The sequence below is a fragment of the Methanoculleus thermophilus genome (assembly GCF_001571405.1).
Classification (GTDB): Archaea; Halobacteriota; Methanomicrobia; order Methanomicrobiales; family Methanoculleaceae; genus Methanoculleus; species Methanoculleus thermophilus.
Genome location: NZ_BCNX01000007.1, coordinates 268,317 through 282,984, shown reverse-complemented (window position 1 = coordinate 282,984; position 14,668 = coordinate 268,317). Strand labels below are relative to the sequence as shown.

The 14,668-nt window shown below is 59.9% G+C and carries 18 protein-coding genes and 2 tRNA genes; 10 read left to right on the top strand and 10 right to left on the bottom strand.

All coding sequences use genetic code 11. The features are described from left to right. Positions 1-2: 2 nt before the first annotated feature. The 6 genes from MCUTH_RS07355 to MCUTH_RS07330 all read right to left on the bottom strand — a co-directional run bounded on the left by MCUTH_RS07355 (position 3) and on the right by MCUTH_RS07330 (position 4,415). Positions 3-1,238, bottom strand: a complete 1,236-nt coding sequence (locus MCUTH_RS07355; RefSeq protein ID WP_066957605.1) for a 2,3-bisphosphoglycerate-independent phosphoglycerate mutase — start codon at positions 1,236-1,238, stop codon at positions 3-5. A gap of 59 nt (positions 1,239-1,297) precedes the next feature. Next, positions 1,298-1,600, bottom strand: coding sequence for a hypothetical protein (locus MCUTH_RS11735; RefSeq protein ID WP_161937582.1), 303 nt, complete (start codon positions 1,598-1,600; stop codon positions 1,298-1,300). Positions 1,601-1,844: 244 nt separating this feature from the next. After that, on the bottom strand, positions 1,845-2,438 hold the full coding sequence (locus tag MCUTH_RS07345) for a 30S ribosomal protein S3ae (RefSeq protein ID WP_066957601.1): 594 nt from the start codon (positions 2,436-2,438) through the stop codon (positions 1,845-1,847). 4 nt (positions 2,439-2,442) lie between these two features. Then, entirely contained in the window at positions 2,443-2,736 is a 294-nt protein-coding gene (locus MCUTH_RS07340) for a KEOPS complex subunit Pcc1 (RefSeq protein ID WP_066957599.1), read from the bottom strand. Then, positions 2,733-3,950 carry a DHHA1 domain-containing protein gene (locus tag MCUTH_RS07335; protein ID WP_066957596.1) on the bottom strand — a complete coding sequence of 406 codons (1,218 nt, stop codon included), beginning with the start codon at positions 3,948-3,950 and terminating at the stop codon, positions 2,733-2,735. Before MCUTH_RS07335 ends, MCUTH_RS07340 begins: the two co-directional genes overlap by 4 nt. Positions 3,951-3,956: 6 nt before the next feature. Continuing rightward, entirely contained in the window at positions 3,957-4,415 is a 459-nt protein-coding gene (locus tag MCUTH_RS07330; protein ID WP_066957594.1) for a 30S ribosomal protein S15, read from the bottom strand. Between the two features lie 337 nt (positions 4,416-4,752). Between MCUTH_RS07330 and MCUTH_RS07325 the strand changes: the two genes are divergently transcribed. Next, positions 4,753-4,823: transfer RNA gene (locus MCUTH_RS07325), tRNA-Gly, on the top strand. A gap of 137 nt (positions 4,824-4,960) precedes the next feature. Here the strand turns inward: MCUTH_RS07325 and MCUTH_RS07320 are convergent. After that, positions 4,961-5,776 carry a V4R domain-containing protein gene (locus MCUTH_RS07320; protein WP_066957592.1) on the bottom strand — a complete coding sequence of 272 codons (816 nt, stop codon included), beginning with the start codon at positions 5,774-5,776 and terminating at the stop codon, positions 4,961-4,963. Positions 5,777-5,859: 83 nt separating this feature from the next. On the opposite strand from MCUTH_RS07320, the gene MCUTH_RS07315 reads away from it, so the two are divergent. The 5 genes from MCUTH_RS07315 to MCUTH_RS07295 all read left to right on the top strand — a co-directional run bounded on the left by MCUTH_RS07315 (position 5,860) and on the right by MCUTH_RS07295 (position 10,697). After that, positions 5,860-7,074 (top strand): FprA family A-type flavoprotein, encoded by a 1,215-nt coding sequence (locus MCUTH_RS07315; RefSeq protein ID WP_066957590.1) that lies wholly within the window; start codon positions 5,860-5,862, stop codon positions 7,072-7,074. 276 nt (positions 7,075-7,350) lie between these two features. Next, a complete protein-coding gene (locus tag MCUTH_RS07310; protein ID WP_066957588.1) occupies positions 7,351-8,409 on the top strand; it encodes a lysylphosphatidylglycerol synthase transmembrane domain-containing protein in 1,059 nt (352 codons plus the stop codon). Between the two features lie 102 nt (positions 8,410-8,511). Further along, complete coding sequence (locus tag MCUTH_RS07305; protein WP_066957586.1) at positions 8,512-9,189, top strand: DUF5612 domain-containing protein; 678 nt, start codon at positions 8,512-8,514, stop codon at positions 9,187-9,189. Continuing rightward, the gene (locus MCUTH_RS07300; RefSeq protein WP_066957584.1) at positions 9,189-9,764 is read left to right on the top strand and encodes an L-threonylcarbamoyladenylate synthase; all 576 of its coding nucleotides are present in this window, start codon (positions 9,189-9,191) and stop codon (positions 9,762-9,764) included. The genes MCUTH_RS07305 and MCUTH_RS07300 overlap by 1 nt, the downstream gene beginning before the upstream one ends. 3 nt (positions 9,765-9,767) lie before the next feature. Beyond that, a complete protein-coding gene (locus tag MCUTH_RS07295) occupies positions 9,768-10,697 on the top strand; it encodes a DNA polymerase subunit beta (protein ID WP_066957582.1) in 930 nt (309 codons plus the stop codon). Here MCUTH_RS07295 and MCUTH_RS07290 read toward each other — a convergent pair. Then, positions 10,694-11,356, bottom strand: coding sequence for a CRISPR-associated protein Cas4 (locus tag MCUTH_RS07290; RefSeq protein WP_066957579.1), 663 nt, complete (start codon positions 11,354-11,356; stop codon positions 10,694-10,696). The genes MCUTH_RS07295 and MCUTH_RS07290 overlap by 4 nt on opposite strands. A gap of 159 nt (positions 11,357-11,515) precedes the next feature. On the opposite strand from MCUTH_RS07290, the gene MCUTH_RS07285 reads away from it, so the two are divergent. Both MCUTH_RS07285 and MCUTH_RS07280 read left to right on the top strand, forming a co-directional pair. Further along, entirely contained in the window at positions 11,516-11,812 is a 297-nt protein-coding gene (locus MCUTH_RS07285) for a DUF3467 domain-containing protein (protein ID WP_066957753.1), read from the top strand. 71 nt (positions 11,813-11,883) lie between these two features. Then, positions 11,884-11,955 (top strand) — tRNA-Thr (locus MCUTH_RS07280). Between the two features lie 270 nt (positions 11,956-12,225). Here MCUTH_RS07280 and MCUTH_RS07275 read toward each other — a convergent pair. After that, the gene (locus MCUTH_RS07275) at positions 12,226-12,708 is read right to left on the bottom strand and encodes a hypothetical protein (protein WP_150468711.1); all 483 of its coding nucleotides are present in this window, start codon (positions 12,706-12,708) and stop codon (positions 12,226-12,228) included. Between the two features lie 451 nt (positions 12,709-13,159). On the opposite strand from MCUTH_RS07275, the gene MCUTH_RS07270 reads away from it, so the two are divergent. Together MCUTH_RS07270 and MCUTH_RS07265 are read left to right on the top strand one after the other, a co-directional pair. Continuing rightward, the gene (locus tag MCUTH_RS07270) at positions 13,160-13,351 is read left to right on the top strand and encodes a hypothetical protein (protein WP_066957575.1); all 192 of its coding nucleotides are present in this window, start codon (positions 13,160-13,162) and stop codon (positions 13,349-13,351) included. A gap of 238 nt (positions 13,352-13,589) precedes the next feature. Further along, positions 13,590-13,835 (top strand): hypothetical protein, encoded by a 246-nt coding sequence (locus tag MCUTH_RS07265; protein WP_150468712.1) that lies wholly within the window; start codon positions 13,590-13,592, stop codon positions 13,833-13,835. Positions 13,836-13,907: 72 nt separating this feature from the next. Here the strand turns inward: MCUTH_RS07265 and MCUTH_RS07260 are convergent, their stop codons facing one another. Then, positions 13,908-14,573 (bottom strand): dihydrofolate reductase family protein, encoded by a 666-nt coding sequence (locus MCUTH_RS07260; RefSeq protein WP_066957570.1) that lies wholly within the window; start codon positions 14,571-14,573, stop codon positions 13,908-13,910. Positions 14,574-14,668: the final 95 nt, after the last annotated feature.

The following is a 14,668-nucleotide window of genomic DNA, read 5'->3' as shown; positions in this document are numbered from 1 at the left end:
CTTCATGCGCCATACTTATGACTCTTATTAATTAGATCCAGGACTATCGGCATGAGATCGAGGCCACGGATGCGGTGGAGGCCTCCTTCGGCGCACGAGATCTCATCGAACCGGGTGTTCCGATCCACCCTGACCCCGGGTCCTCTGATGACGACCGGCACGGGATCGGCGCTGTGATCCTTTATCGAGCACGGTGTGCTGTGATCGGCGCAGATGACGAGCAGGGTATCTGGGAGATCAAGCAGCGGTTCGAGTGCTGCATCGATAACCTCGATGAAGTCGCGTTTCTGGATGCCTTTCCCATCATGACCGGCCTCGTCCGCTCCTTTGATGTTCATCAGGACGAAGTCTTTCCGTTCAAGCTCACCGAGTGCCGCCTTCACTTTGGCGTTGAGATCGGAGTTGACCGACCCGGTCGTTCCGGGCACCGGGATATGTTCGAGCCCCACGACCTTCCCGATCCCGGTAATAAGCGTCGCGGCGGAGATGACGCTCCCGGAAAGACCATAGCGCTCCGAAAATTGCGGGAACTTGCCCATCTTTCCGGCGCCCCGGATCAGGAGGAGGTTTGCGGGCGGGAGCCCCTCTTCCATCCGTTTGATATTCAGCGGGTGGTCGTAGAGGACCTTCGATGACTGCCGGATAAACTCGTTGCAGGCTTCGGCAGTCTTCTTATCCGCCGGATCATCGGTGCAGGGCTTGACGGCCGGCGGTTTCACCCCCTCCTTCTTTGGGTCGTTCGAGGAGACCTTATCCCCGAGCCCAACTCCTGAAAGGGCGAGGGCTGCACGGTGGCCGGCACCCGACTCGAACCTGAACTCGACGCCAAGCGCCGAGAGGTCGACTTCCTCCCGGATGGCCTCTGCAAGCGGCGCGGTCCCGGAGATCCGCCCTGCCCGGCGGTCGGTGATGAGGCCGTTTTCGTCGACCGTGGCGAAGTTGCACCGAAACCCGATCATCCCGGCGGTCATGTGGATCCCGGTTCCCTCGGCCTCGAGCGGCCCACGGCCGGTGTAGTACTCCTGCGGCGGGTAACCGAGCAGGGCAAGGTGAGAGGTATCGGAGCCAGGGCGGATCCCCGGGGCAACGGAGTCCATGATCCCGCAGATCCCTTCGGCTGCGATCCGATCGAGGACCGGAGTCTTTGCAGCCTCAAGCGGCGTCAATCCGTTCAACGCATCACAGGGACGGTCGGATACCCCGTCCAGCACCACAAATAACACTTTGTGAGCAATCATCGGAAACAGGTGAGATCGCGAACCTGATTACTCTTCCCGGTGAGCAGAGATGGTACTGCTCACCGGGCCGCATCGACCATTCTCTGCAGCGCAAGACACCTCTTCGCAAGAGCGTCCCCGCGCCTGTAGCATTCCTCCTCACAGCCGAGCATGATGAGGATATTGGTCGTCTCGATCATATCGGCCGAGAGGCACCGGATCTCCACTGCGATATCGTCACCGATGATCGCCTCCACGTCGCACACGGCATCGTGGATCTGATGCGAGTGCCGGTCAAGCAGCGCGTTTGCCGCGAGCATGCTGGTCCCGCCGCTCGCGCCGCTCCGAAAAGTTGTCCACTCCCGGTAAAACTGAACGAGCATTCCTCTGATAACCCCATGGGCTATCCTCTGCTGTTTCTCTGGGTGATCCTGGTTTGGGATAACCTGATCACTTGACCGCGTCTCTGTAGCCTGCTCTTTGACCGTCACCATCTTCACCTCCCTGGACGCCTTTGTGCGGGGGTATACCCGGTCATAGAGTATATACTCTTTGTATCGATCCAACATCGCGACGGGGAGAAGAGCAACGTTGGTGCGGATAGAAAAATGGGGGGAGCAGCCGCCCTTATACAGTTGCGATCTGCTCGAGTTTGGACTTGGTGATCTCGACCCGGCGGATCGGGTAAATCTCCTTTGCGACCTTGAAGATATCGCGGGCCATATCCCCGGAGACGATATCCTTGACCAGGGTCTCAAAGTCGCTCTCCGCCGCACGGGCGGTGAGGGCCTGCGAGATTGCCTGCCGCACGGCGTGGACCTGGCTCTGATCGGCCCTCGAGAGGGTGAGACAGACGACGGTCACCCGGAGCAGTTTGCCGTCCTTGCTGATGATCGGGTGGATGGTGTCAATGCGGGATGCCCGCCGCTTCACCATCGACCGGAGGTAGTCCCGGGTCACTTCATGCCCGACGAACTCGGTGTATGCGGCATCGCCGGCAACGTTGTTGATCTTGAACTTCATCTTGATGTGGGACTTTGAGTAGTCCTGCACAATCTCACCGAGTGTTGCGGTCATAACCCGGCCGATCATGTTCTCGGGATCGGCAGAGATGGTATCGCCGATCTCAACTTTACCGAAGCTGTCGGGCACAAAGACACGGTACCACTTCTTGGCCTTCCAGCCTTCAACTCTTCTTCCAACCTGTTTCTTCTTTGCCATGGTATCACTTCCTTCTGATTTTCTCGCTCCTCAGTCCCGATGGGTTAGCATCATCACTCCCGAGGTTCTCCCGCCGTTTCGAAGCGCAGGTGCATACCTCCTCCGCTATCGCCAGGTTCATGAGGTAGTCGTCCACCGAGGCGGTGATCGATCGGAGTTTGGTTCCATCGATCTCGGCCCGAACCCCTCCCTCAATCGGGTAGGTTCTGATCAGGGTAAGGTTATCGGGCTCGAGCGCTGCTGCGACGCACTGGGGATGCCTGTGCGGCGTCTCGATGAAACCTTCGATTCGGATCATGCGGGCACCGCCTCCAGGAGACCCTGCTTAAACTTCTCTACCTGATCGGCAGCGATATTGGCCCCGGCTCTCCGGTGATGCCCACCGCCCTGGCCACCGCATTCTTCAGCGAGCCTCCGCATCAGTGCTTCGAGGTCGAGGTCGATCCCCGGAGGGCAGCGCGCTGATATATGGCACTGTCCCTCCCTCTCTCCGATGACAAAGACGGGACCGCTCTGGGTGAGGTCGTTTGCGAGCGCATCCGCGACGTCGCTTGTCACCGTTCCATCGTCCACCTCAAAGAGAGCAAGACGCTCGTCAAGGCGGCGCGCCCTCTGGATGCTGGAGATGACCGCCTGTCGATAGCGGACGGCGATCTCCCAGGCTTCCTGGAGCGCGTGGGTCGAACGGAGGCAGAGTGATGCGCCGATGTCGCCGCATCCCGTCTTGCCGCATGCATCGACGACGGCGGCAAGGTTCATGGCCTCGTCGATCACTTCCCGCCCGAGGCTGTAGGTGGTACCCCAGAGCCCGCAGAGTGCGGAGAGCGATGCCTGCGGAGCGGTTGCAAGGACGATCCGGGAGAGGAGGGTCTCATAGTCAACGTCGTCTTCGTCTGTGACCTGCGCGACCAGTGTGCGGGCGGTCTCGGGAGTGCCTGAGAGCCCGTCGAGGTAGGGGTTGAGGGCGAGCGCGAGTTGCTCCACCAGGCCCCTCCCCGCGAGGCGGAGGCCCCGGTTGGGCGTGATGAACCCGTTTGCGATGCCTTCATTCACGATCTCCCGATTCGGCCCTTCAATCTCCTGACCGTCGCCGAGGATCCCGAGAAGCGCAAGCCCCGCGAGGTCGCGGTTGTCTCCCATGCGCTGTGCGACAAGGTATGCTGCGCCGGCTGCCGAGAGGTTCCGATCGCCGTCGATTCCCTCGAGACGCGGGTTGACGTGGTACTCGCCCTCGAAGTGGGGCATATGGTGGTCCACCACCATCACGTCGCTGGAGAGATCCGGGAGTGCTGATCCGAAGTCGCAGAGAAGTACGCTGCTGTCGCGCGGCACGTCCGCCGTGGTGATGACCGGGCGGATCCTCAGCCGGAACTGCATGCCCTTGCGGTACATGGCGTGGCAGAGGATGGACGCGGCGGCTATACCGTCCGCATCGTGGTGCGCCAGCACCTCCACAAACTCCTGCTTTAGCAGGTGATCGGCGAGTTCTGCAACAGCAACGTCAAGCGACATGGATCATCAGCGCGATAGCAGGATCTCAGCAGTCTCCGGTCTGTAGGTCCAGTCTTTCGGCAGCCGTCCGGACTTGGTGTAGTACTTGACCAGTCTGCGCACCTTGGACTCCGCGACCTGGAGCTGGCGCGCGTTGAGCTTGTCTTTTTTGTTCTCCGCCAGGTGTTTCCTCATCCTGAGCGCTTTCCGCATCAGGTCTCTGAGATCTTCGGGGATCTCCGATTCGAGACCTTTTTCGCGGAGGATCTCCGTTATCCGCTTGCCCGTGGCGAGTTTGACATCAGGGACGGCATATCTGTCCCGCAGCACGAGGCCGATCTGGCTGGCCGAGAGGCCGTCTTTGCGAAGATCGATGATGATCTTCTCGATCTCCGCTGTATCCGTGTTGGACCACTCGGGAGTTTCCTTCCGGTAGGGTCGGACGGAACCGCTGGTTCCGCGGCGCCGAGCATACATTCTTGCCATTCATACACCTCCGTTAGATACGCTATGTTAAGTCCAGAAAAGAGTCTTTTACTGACTAATCTCTGTAATCCCAAGCCCGAGAGGGCAGTGCTTTCGGGAGCACGTCGGACTTACCATAGCCAGCACATGCAAGTGCTGCATCATGTTTACCGGGAGGAATCTTAAGGGTATCGAAAGCGCGCGGATCCTGGATGGAGAATCGGTTTGCGGCTCCCGTCGTGCGAGCGGCCGTGTCCCGGTCGCCCGGGGGGAGGGGGTCCGCCGTCACGCTCGCATCCCGCTTGCGGCGGGAGCCGAATCTTTATTATCTCTCCGGTTAACATGTAATGATACCGGAGCGATAGTAGTCTAGCGGTAGGACAGGGGCTTCCCAAGCCTCTAGCCCGGGTTCGATTCCCGGCTATCGCATTGGTTTTTCCGTCTCTTTTCTCGGTTCCATTCTATCCTGACGGTCATCGGCATTCCCGTTGCCGTGTATACGCTGTATCGAGTCCTGGACGTAGCGGCGTGAACGCGGCCGAGATTGTGGCGGGATGGGGCCGTTTCTATGCGGGCAGATTCTCCAATTCTTGCGTCACCTCCGGCACCACCTCAAACCGGCAGTGGTCGAACCCCATCGCGTAGCATCGGGTCTCAATCGCCGCCGTCGGCCGCCCGTAGTGGCGGGTGAAGAGCGCACGGAGGATTCTGGAGTCGAAGGCGCATGCGGGTTTTCCGGTTACGGGGAGATCGGCGCACTCGAAGCAGTCGTAGACCAGGAGCGTGAGCGGTCCGGTTCCCGCGACTTCGACTCGGCCAAGGCGATGCTCCTCCCAGAACCTGGCGATGTTGGTGCAGAACGCTTCCGTATCGGGGCCGGCAACCGCCGGGTAGAGTTCCTCTCCTATCCGCTCCCCGGCCCGGGTGAGCAGCGGGTCGAGGAGGACTCCCTCCTGCATGAGCGCGACCCGTATCGTCCGGAAGGCCAGCCGGTAGAACGTATAGGGGTCACTGGATCCGGGCCGGTACGTGCCTGCGTAGGCGGTGATCTCATCATCCAGACGATCTTGTGGCGAGACGCTAGCGACGAGGCCACCGGTGAGGTGGAAGATCTTTCTCCGGGCGTCCTCCGGATCGACCCGGGACCCGACCACGCCCGCCGCGACAAGGTCGCGGAGGTGCACCGAGATCGTTGATTTGGCCCGCCCGGCTAGATCGACGATCTCTTCAAACGTATGCTCCCGTTCCCTGAGTGCCGCAAGAATCGCCCGCCGTACCGGGTTTTCGACAGCCCGCGTTCCTCCGGGTGTCGAGTAGAGATCTATCTCCCGGTTCGGTCTCGGCCGCCCGGCTTTGCCTCTGCGGGTGATCTCACTTTCCATGGAATAAGATCGAAAGGAAGATATATCAAATGTTCGGATACAATAGAACGTTCGTATATTGTAGAACTATATGAGGGATAAAAATGATAGCCAAAGAACTTGCCCCCGGTGTCCACTGGGTCGGGGCGATCGACTGGAATCTTAGAGAGTACCATGGATACACGCTCCCGGGAACGACCTATAACGCCTACCTCGTTCAGGGTGAGAAGACTGCGCTGATCGACGGCGCCTACGGCGGGTTCGAGGAGGAGGTCCTCGGCCGCATTAAGTCCATCTGCGACCCCGCTACGATCGACTACATCATCGTGAACCACATCGAGATGGACCACTCCGGCACCCTGCCCGAGTTCGTGCGGCGGATGCCCGATGTCCCGATCTACTGCACGGAACGGGCGAAAGAGGGTCTCGCCCGCCACTACGATACGACCGGCTGGAACATCCGGGTCGTGAAGACCGGGGATACTCTTGATCTCGGCGGGAAGACGCTCACGTTCCTTGAGGCGCCGATGCTCCACTGGCCCGACTCGATGTTCACCTACCTCGCGGAGGACGCCATCCTCTTCCCGAACGATGCCTTCGGCCAACATGTCGCAAGTGCCGCCCGGTTCGACGATGAACTCGGAAGAGACGTGGCGCTGGCCCACGCGCAGAAGTTCTTTGCGAACCTGATCATACCGCTTGCGCCGAAGGTCTTGAAGAAACTCGACGAGGTCGGCGCTCTCGGGATCGATATCAAGATGATCGCACCGAGCCACGGGGTCATCTGGCGGACATATGCCGGCGATATCCTCAAGGCCTATACCGACTGGAGCCGTGGCGTCTCAAAGGACAAGGTCACGATCGTCTACGATACCATGCACGGCTCGACGGGCATGATGGCGAAGGCTATAGCCGAGGGCGTCATGGCAGAGGGCGTCGACGTCCGGGTCTGCCTCCTCCGCGACGGCCGCTACGAGGGAACGCACCGAAGCGACGTCGTCACCGAGGTGCTCGACTCAAAGGCGGTCCTCATCGGGTCCCCGACGCTCCAGGACGAGGTCCTTCCCACGGTGGCGGGTTTCCTGAGTTACCTCCGGGGGCTGCGGCCGGGCCGTCTCGGGACAAAGAAGATCGGGTGCGCGTTCGGGTCGCACGGCGGTATGGGCGGTGCGGTTGCCCAAGCGAACGAGCTCCTGAAGGCTGCCGGGATTGAGGTGATCGAAGGCGGGTTCCAGGTGAACTACCGCCCGGATGCCGACGAACTCGCCCGGGCTTACGAGTTTGGACGAAGCGTGGCACGAAAGGTTCGGTCACGGTGACGCCCCTTCAAAACTAAAGCCTGTACGTCCGGATCCAGGACGATAGTCGCCCTTTTTGGGCGGCATACCTCTTTTAGACCCGATCATGCCGGTGCGGGAGAGCCGTGATTGTCCGGCTCCTCTTCACATCCATCTTCGGGGTGGATACGCTTTTTACCCCTGGTAACACTCTCCCTCGCATGATCCTTCTGTTCGGGATCGTGGGCCGGGGAGCCCCCGGCCTTGAGCCGGGGCTGTTGGCCGGGATGGTTGATTGAGAGGGGAGACGTGACTGGCATGAAGAACCGGTTCTGGATCGTCCTCTCGCTTCTGATCAGCGGCGCTGCCCTCGCAATCCTGCTTGCGGTGACCCTCACACCCGAGACGCGGGCTTACCTCGGGGAGGCAAGCATCACCGCCATTCTCATCGCTCTCGGGCTCCGTGCGGCGGCAATCCTCTGTCGCGTGGCGCGGATCCAGGTCCTCTGCCGCGGTCTCGGCTACACGGTGCCGTTTGGGAGCCTCACGACCATCCAGCTCCTCTCGCTCTTCGCCGGCTCGATCACTCCCGGACAGGTGGGCGGTGAACCCGTCAGGATCCACCGGCTCTCGCGCACCGGGCTCTCTCTCGGGGATGCCGTTGCCGTCGCCGTCGCGGAGAGGGTGCTCGACCTTGTTGTCTTTATCTCTCTCACCCTTGTGGCACTTTCCCTCCTTCAGCACCTCTGGGGCTATCTTGCCGCAACCGTCCTCTATCCTGTGGCGGTCTTCCTGCTCATCGTGCTTGGTCTTTTGCTGGGCCTCATCGCCCTTACCCGCCGGCCGGCGCTTGCGAAGCGGGTAATGGGCGGTATTGCCACCCGGGTGATCGATCGGTGCAGCCGGAGTCGGCGCTGGCTCCGGTTCTGTCCCGGGGCGGAGGGTGCAGAACCGCTCACCGAACGGATCGACCGCGAGACCGAGGCGTTCATCGCAGGCTCATCCCGATTTGCACGGGCCGGCCGGCGGGCGGTCGGCGGAGCACTCGTGCTCACGTTCCTCGAATGGGTTCTCTACTTCTCCGTCGCATCGGCCCTGCTGGTTGCTCTCGGGCTGCCGCCTTCTCTTCTGGAATCGCTCCTTTTCCAGGTAATTCTTCAGATGGTCGCCATCATTCCGCTTTTACCGGGATCGGCCGGAGTTGCAGAGTTCGGTGCCGCAACGCTCTATAGCCAGTTCGTACCCGCCTATCTTCTCGGCATCTTCGTTCTTCTCTGGCGTCTCTTCCTCTACTACCTCAATATACCCCTTGGGCTTCTTGCGGGCGTCGTTACCGCGAGGGGGGAGACCGGTTCCAGCCGTATTGAAAACCTATAACCCTTTATGAGACTAAGATCTATCGATTAACGTAGAATATGAACGAATTTTTCTGGCTTAGCGGACGATTTAAAAGCGTACGCTTCTCCAGCGGGGAGGATCATGATCACCGATACCGATATGTATGCCCTAAGCATCATCACTGAGAATCGGGCTGGCGTGCTGCGCGATGTGGCTACGGTTCTTGCGGACTATCAGGCCAACATCCAGATGATCCAGCAGTCTATCATCACCACCGGCCCAAAGACCGGGAAGGCCTACCTCTACTTTGAGTTTGAGGAATGCGGGAATCATGGAGACCTTATCGCCGATCTTACAAAGATCCCGTCCGTCATTGACGTCACGTTCTACCCGCCGTTCTCCCGGATATTTGGGTCACGGGTGATCATCATCGGCGGAGGTGCGCAGGTGGCACAGGTGGCGATGGGCGCCGTGAACGAGGCGGACCGCCATAACATCCGGGGTGAGCGGATATCGGTCGACACAATCCCCCTCGTCGGGGAACAGAACCTCGCGCTCGCCGTGGATGCGGTGGCCCGGCTCCCCCGGGCCTCGATCCTGGTGCTTGCGGGGTCGCTGATGGGCGGTGAGGTCTCGCGAGCCGTGGATCGGGTGAGGGCGGCAGGTATCCCGGTGATCGCCCTCAAGATGGCTGGCAGCGTCCCCGAGCATGCCGACCTGGTCGTGACCGATCCCATCCAGGCCGGGGTCTTTGCCGTGATGCACGTCAGCAGCAAAGGGGTCTTTGATATCAACCGTGTGCGGGGTCGTGAGTTCTGATGGAGCCGACGATCGATATGGCTGTGCGGGTCTTGCAGCGGGATGGGCTCGTTGTCTACCCGACAGAGACGGTCTATGGCCTCGGGGCGGATGCACTCTCCGAGGATGCAGTGATGCGGGTCTATGAGGCCAAGAACCGGCCGCTTGGAAAACCGATCTCGGTTGCGGTCTCGGATATGGAGATGCTCCGTGCCGTCGCGGTGGTAGACGACGCCGCCCGGGCTTTCATCGACAGGTTCCTGCCCGGACCGGTCACGGTGATCCTCCCGGCGAAGTCCTGCCTTCCAGAGACTCTCACGGGCGGAAGCGGTCTTATCGGCATTCGGTGGCCCAACCACCCGATCGCGCTTGAAATAATCTCCCGGCTTGACTCCCCCATCACCGCTACCAGCGCGAACCTCTCCGGCGAGGCCCCGCCGACCCGGCCGGAAGATGTCTCCGTTCCCCACGACTACCTGGTCGACGGTGGCGAGCTCCCGGGCACGCCGAGCACGGTGGCGGATCTCTCCAGTCGGCGCATCCTGCGGAAGGGCACCGAATGGGAAGAGGTGGAAGCGTTTCTGGAGGCCCTGTAACCCATGAATACGATACGGCTTCGCGATTTTATCGAGGACCGCGAGGGTTGCCTCTATGCGGTCTCAAACTACGACAACTCCGACCGGGTAGGCTGTATTCTCCGTTACGTCCCCGATACGGAGGGGGAGCGGGTGAGCCGCACCACCGGAAGGCGCTACCGGAAATACGATTTTTCCGAGGCATTCGCCTGGATCAGGGAGCATAAACCGGAGTACCTGGATTCAGTCCACCGGGTGCCGCACAGCGACGTAGTCCGGGTCTATAAACCGGAGGAGGAGATCGGGAAAGTGGCTGCCCGGAACGATCGGGTAAGGAGACTCCTCTCACACTTCAGCCTCCCGGCTGGCTCGTTCGGGTGCACGGGCTCGCTCCTCTGCGGCCTTGAGAACGCCGCCTCCGATATCGATCTCGTGGTCTACGGCGACGCCTGGTTTGCCGCCCAGCGCCAGCTCAAACGCCTCGTAGAGACCGGGGTGATCCCGGAGATGAGCACCGCGATGTGGCGGAAGGTCTACGATAAAAGGGTCCCGGAGATCTCGTTTGACGCGTTCGTCCTGCACGAGCAGCGGAAGTGGAACCGCGGGGAGTTCGAGGGGACCTACTTTGATCTCCTCTATACGCGGGCCTACGATAACCTGAACGCGCTCCCGGCCGGCAAAGGCACGGTGCTCGGGCGGGCGACGATCGAGGCGACGGTCACCGATGCCTCCCTCTCCTTCGACAGCCCTGCGGTCTACGCTGTGGACCACGACGAGATCTCCCGCGTCCTCTCCTTCACCCACACCTACTCGGGCCAGGCGCTCGCCGGTGAGGTCATCGAGGCGAAAGGCGTCGTCGAGGAGCACGGCGATGAGCGGTGGCTGATCGTCGGGACGACCCGCGAGGCGAAGGGCGAGTACATCATCTCAAAGACCCTGCTTGAGAGCGTCTAGAATAAGTCGGAGAGCCGCCGAGGGCCCGCGGTGCACCGCTCAAGGTGCGGGCAGTTCTCGCAAGGGGCCCGGAGCGGGCGCGGCGGGATCTCCCCTGCAACCACCCCTTTTGCCGCCCGAATCGCCTTGATCATCTCCCGTCGGTCCCGTGGTTGGGGCTCGACAAACCGGAAGACTCCGCTCGCGACGTACTCGACGTAGCCGCCGGCGGCGGGCCGGCCGAGCGTCTCTTTGAGGCAGGCGGCGTAACAGGCTACCCGGAGCCGGTCGGTGCCGTATGCCCCGGCCTTCGGGGCGACGCTTGAGCGGACGATGGCGAACGTGCCGTCCTCGAAGATCTTGTCGACTTTTCCCCGGATGCCGAGGGTATCCGACTCGACGGCGAGGTCGATCTGGACCGGGGTCCGCCAGGCCGTCTCCCGGCAGGCGGCGATGCACTCATCAAGGAAGTCGCGGGCTTCCGGCGGCGCTTCGGGGAGGATGCAGAGGATCTCCCGCCAGATCTCCTCGTCATCGAGGTATTCCCCGAGGTGCGTTGAGACCTGTTTGCAGACGGTGTAGCGAAGCGACTCTTCACTCTCATCCGAGCGCTCGAAGTAGTAGCGCCGGGGGCAGATGTGGCAGGCGATGACGGCGGATACCGGTATGTAATCGGTCATGCGTGACGAGTCCCGTTTGAGAAGGGGTACGCCCTCCCGATATATATCGGGCTATGCTCTGAACCCGTCCGGGGTTGCGGTCGGCGTGGCGGTCCCTTCCCCCGGGGCCGGGCTGGAGAAGACGAACTCTTATGCCGGAGTGGAGCCCAGATGATGAGTATGGCTAACCGCGAGATATCGGTCAACATCCCCGGCGATCTCGACCCGGTCTACTCGAACCGCATCCAGATCGCCTACAAGGAGGATGAGTTTACGTTCCTCTTCCTGCACGAGATCCCCGGCGCGAACCAGGCGCGGGCGAAGGCGATCGTCTCGATCAGCCCCCGGCACGCAAAGAACCTGGTCGAGGTGCTCGCGAAAAGCGTCGCCGACTACGAGCAGAAGTTCGGCAAGCTCACCACTCCGGAGGCTGCTCCACACCAGGAGAGCAATGTCACCATCCGGGGCTACTCCTGAACGGGGTAGGGTGGCGAGTCCCCATATGTGATACTTTTTTAATGCAAGACGTACAATAGTCTAAGGCAGTTGCCGCTGTGGCTTAGTGGTATAGCGGCTGATTCGTAATCAGCAGGTCGGGGGTTCAAATCCCTCCAGCGGCTTAAGATGGGGGTATGTCTCCTTCACCGTTTTCTCAAAGATTCGCCCGTTTTTTCAACATCAAGTCTCTGTTTGCATATTGGTGTTGGCTCGGTTCCATGGATTTCTTTTATCTGTTTCAACTCCTCAGGAGGTGTGGCTAAGCGAGTATCAAAACAGATTGCCTGGAGACTGCAGGAGATTATGGCATCCAACCGGACAAAACGAGAGTGGGTGGCTCGATTCCGGCCAAAAATAAGAATATCGCTGCTCTGCATGCCCTACCGGGCTTCTCAGAACAGCCACTCCCAGATCCTCATCCGGTAGTACTTACCGATACTGATATTGGGGTCCTCGTCGAGCATCTTGCTCACCCGCTTCTTCATCTTATACGATTTTTTAATCTTCAGGAACGTCTTGCTGAAGAGCATGTTGGAGGAGATCACCTGGTTGAGGTAACTGTACTGCTCCTTGATCGATTCCAGTTTCAGGCCGGCCGAAGTTTCGTCGCAGTCCTTCGACCCCACGTCCCGAAACGTACGGCAGTCCCGTATGAAGTCCGTGAAGAGCCTCATCCCCTGCTCGTACTTGTTCATGGTCGCGGTCAGGTTCAGTATTTTATCGGAGAACGAGATCACGAAGATCAGGAAGCCGAGGAACGCAATCACGTTTCGCAGATCCTGCTGATCGTGAAAGGGGAGCGACAACGAGACCAGGATGTCTGTATCCACGATACTCAGGAAGGCGATGGATGCCGAGAAGAGCAGAATGATCAACGACAGGATGTTTGAGATCCATTTATATTTCCTATACTGGTAGGCGCAGATCTCCCTGGACAGACCGGCCTTGTCCGCTAAATTGTTAACCTCCCTAACACAATCTTCTACAGTTTTCCCGCTCATTGAAGTTCCTCGCATTGCAATGAATCGTCGATGAGTTCGTTTGCCCCCCTCCGGGATCAGTATACGGAGAGGTGACGGTAATCCAGCTGAAATCGTGTAAGCAAGCGGGATCGATGCCTTTACCGGAAAGATGCAGGCACTGTTTCAACATCATCCGGTCATGTACAGAGATTGATTAATCGGGTATATACGTTTCGAAATTCGATCTCATCTGAACTGTTCCGGCATCGGATATCTGCCTTTTTCGGCCCGGCAGGGTTCAATCCAAATCAGCAAACCACCAAAAAACGGATAACCGATCCCCGCCCACGTCTCTTCCGAGAACATGCAAAACGACACTGGAACTCTGGCAATCACCATCTCACTCCTCGGCATAGCGCTTGTGTTGCACTTCTCGGCGGCACCATACTACTTCATCGGTTCTGCACCGACGGGGTTCAGCACCGGGACGCTCGGTCTGATCATCTGCATCCTCGGGGTGATCCTGGCCGGCTTTGGGGCCGCAAAGAATGCATGAGGAGCGATTGGCGACTCCTTCGGAATCCAACGCAACTCCACCCTATTCTCATGCGGCCATGGGCAACAACAAAAGCCGGTCGGATGCCCGGCAGGATGCAGGCCCTCCCTGCCAAGAATATTCGTTTATTTTTAGTGTTTAGATGGTAAAAATAAAAATCCCTAAATCTATAGGGTCTTTTCTCGATGTCGCCGTTCAGCAAGGAAAAATCCAAAAGATGAATAACCTCGGCCTGTGTATGCATACTCAGAGACCCATGGCATACGGGATCGGCACGCTGGCGCTTACCATGTATCTTCTCGGCATCGTATTTCTGATGCACTTCTCGGTCGCAGACTACTACATCTTTGGGTCCGATCCGACGGGGTTCAGCACCGAAACCCTCGGCTTGATCCTCTGCACTGCTGCGGTGCTTTTCGCCGGGTATGCCGCCTTCAGGAGGGGAGATATCGCCGTATCGATCAGGCGGCAGTTGAGGCGGTGAGCCGGGCGGTGCCGCCCCGCTGGCAGGTCTTTTTGGTCCGGCACGGGTGCTCCGCCGGATCCGCAGTCCTCCCTAATCTTTTAGAGTATACGTGAGATGGACCGTTCCGCCTTCCATCGGCACGGCTTTTTGAAGTTCGAGCGTTACCGGGCCCCCAACCTGACAAAAGAGCCTCTTCTCCTCCCCGCCGACGATGACCGGATGGACAATCAGGCTGATCGTATCCGCGATCCCTTCCTGGATCAGGACGTCGTTTAAGTCGGGGCCGGAGTCGGAGACCACCCGGGTTATACCGAATCGCTCCCCAAGTTCCAGTATGGCACCCCGAAGATCCACCCGGCTCCTGCCGCACCGAATGAACGGATACTCCCGCTCGCGGAGGTAATCGAGGTAACTTTCGGGTGTCGCCTCCGAGACAAGGACGACGACGTCCTTTGTGTGCTCCATCTTCCGGTAGAAGTGGAGCAGATCCTTGAGCACGCCCCTGCTGTCGACGATGACGAAGATGGGGCGTGGATCATCCTGTCTGACTTCTGGCCGGTGCCGGTCCGCCTCCGTCTCGGGCTCGTTGATATCCTGGTAGATCTCGATCCCCGACTTTGCAGTGGCCGAACCTGCGAGCACCGCCCCCGGCTTGAGAGCCTGGAGCACGCCGTAGTGCAGCCCGAGATCGACCTCAAAGCCCCTCACCGCGTGATCGAGGCTCACGCTGTTGTGGATGATGACTTCCGGGTACATGCGGGGAGATTCGTCTGTTCGGGATATAGTCTTCGCGGATCCGCTTCCTCCCGCCGATACAGAAAGCCCTATCCCTTTTCCCGGCCGAGAACTCT

Bases quoted from the DNA above. Each gene is read 5' to 3' on its own strand.
- MCUTH_RS07355 (WP_066957605.1), bottom strand. From the start codon at position 1,238: ATGATTGCTCACAAAGTGTTATTTGTGGTGCTGGACGGGGTATCCGAC.
- MCUTH_RS11735 (WP_161937582.1), bottom strand. From the start codon at position 1,600: ATGCTCGTTCAGTTTTACCGGGAGTGGACAACTTTTCGGAGCGGCGCG.
- MCUTH_RS07345 (WP_066957601.1), bottom strand. From the start codon at position 2,438: ATGGCAAAGAAGAAACAGGTTGGAAGAAGAGTTGAAGGCTGGAAGGCC.
- MCUTH_RS07340 (WP_066957599.1), bottom strand. From the start codon at position 2,736: ATGATCCGAATCGAAGGTTTCATCGAGACGCCGCACAGGCATCCCCAG.
- MCUTH_RS07335 (WP_066957596.1), bottom strand. From the start codon at position 3,950: ATGTCGCTTGACGTTGCTGTTGCAGAACTCGCCGATCACCTGCTAAAG.
- MCUTH_RS07330 (WP_066957594.1), bottom strand. From the start codon at position 4,415: ATGGCAAGAATGTATGCTCGGCGCCGCGGAACCAGCGGTTCCGTCCGA.
- MCUTH_RS07320 (WP_066957592.1), bottom strand. From the start codon at position 5,776: ATGGAAAGTGAGATCACCCGCAGAGGCAAAGCCGGGCGGCCGAGACCG.
- MCUTH_RS07315 (WP_066957590.1), top strand. From the start codon at position 5,860: ATGATAGCCAAAGAACTTGCCCCCGGTGTCCACTGGGTCGGGGCGATC.
- MCUTH_RS07310 (WP_066957588.1), top strand. From the start codon at position 7,351: ATGAAGAACCGGTTCTGGATCGTCCTCTCGCTTCTGATCAGCGGCGCT.
- MCUTH_RS07305 (WP_066957586.1), top strand. From the start codon at position 8,512: ATGATCACCGATACCGATATGTATGCCCTAAGCATCATCACTGAGAAT.
- MCUTH_RS07300 (WP_066957584.1), top strand. From the start codon at position 9,189: ATGGAGCCGACGATCGATATGGCTGTGCGGGTCTTGCAGCGGGATGGG.
- MCUTH_RS07295 (WP_066957582.1), top strand. From the start codon at position 9,768: ATGAATACGATACGGCTTCGCGATTTTATCGAGGACCGCGAGGGTTGC.
- MCUTH_RS07290 (WP_066957579.1), bottom strand. From the start codon at position 11,356: ATGACCGATTACATACCGGTATCCGCCGTCATCGCCTGCCACATCTGC.
- MCUTH_RS07285 (WP_066957753.1), top strand. From the start codon at position 11,516: ATGGCTAACCGCGAGATATCGGTCAACATCCCCGGCGATCTCGACCCG.
- MCUTH_RS07270 (WP_066957575.1), top strand. From the start codon at position 13,160: ATGCAAAACGACACTGGAACTCTGGCAATCACCATCTCACTCCTCGGC.
- MCUTH_RS07265 (WP_150468712.1), top strand. From the start codon at position 13,590: ATGCATACTCAGAGACCCATGGCATACGGGATCGGCACGCTGGCGCTT.
- MCUTH_RS07260 (WP_066957570.1), bottom strand. From the start codon at position 14,573: ATGTACCCGGAAGTCATCATCCACAACAGCGTGAGCCTCGATCACGCG.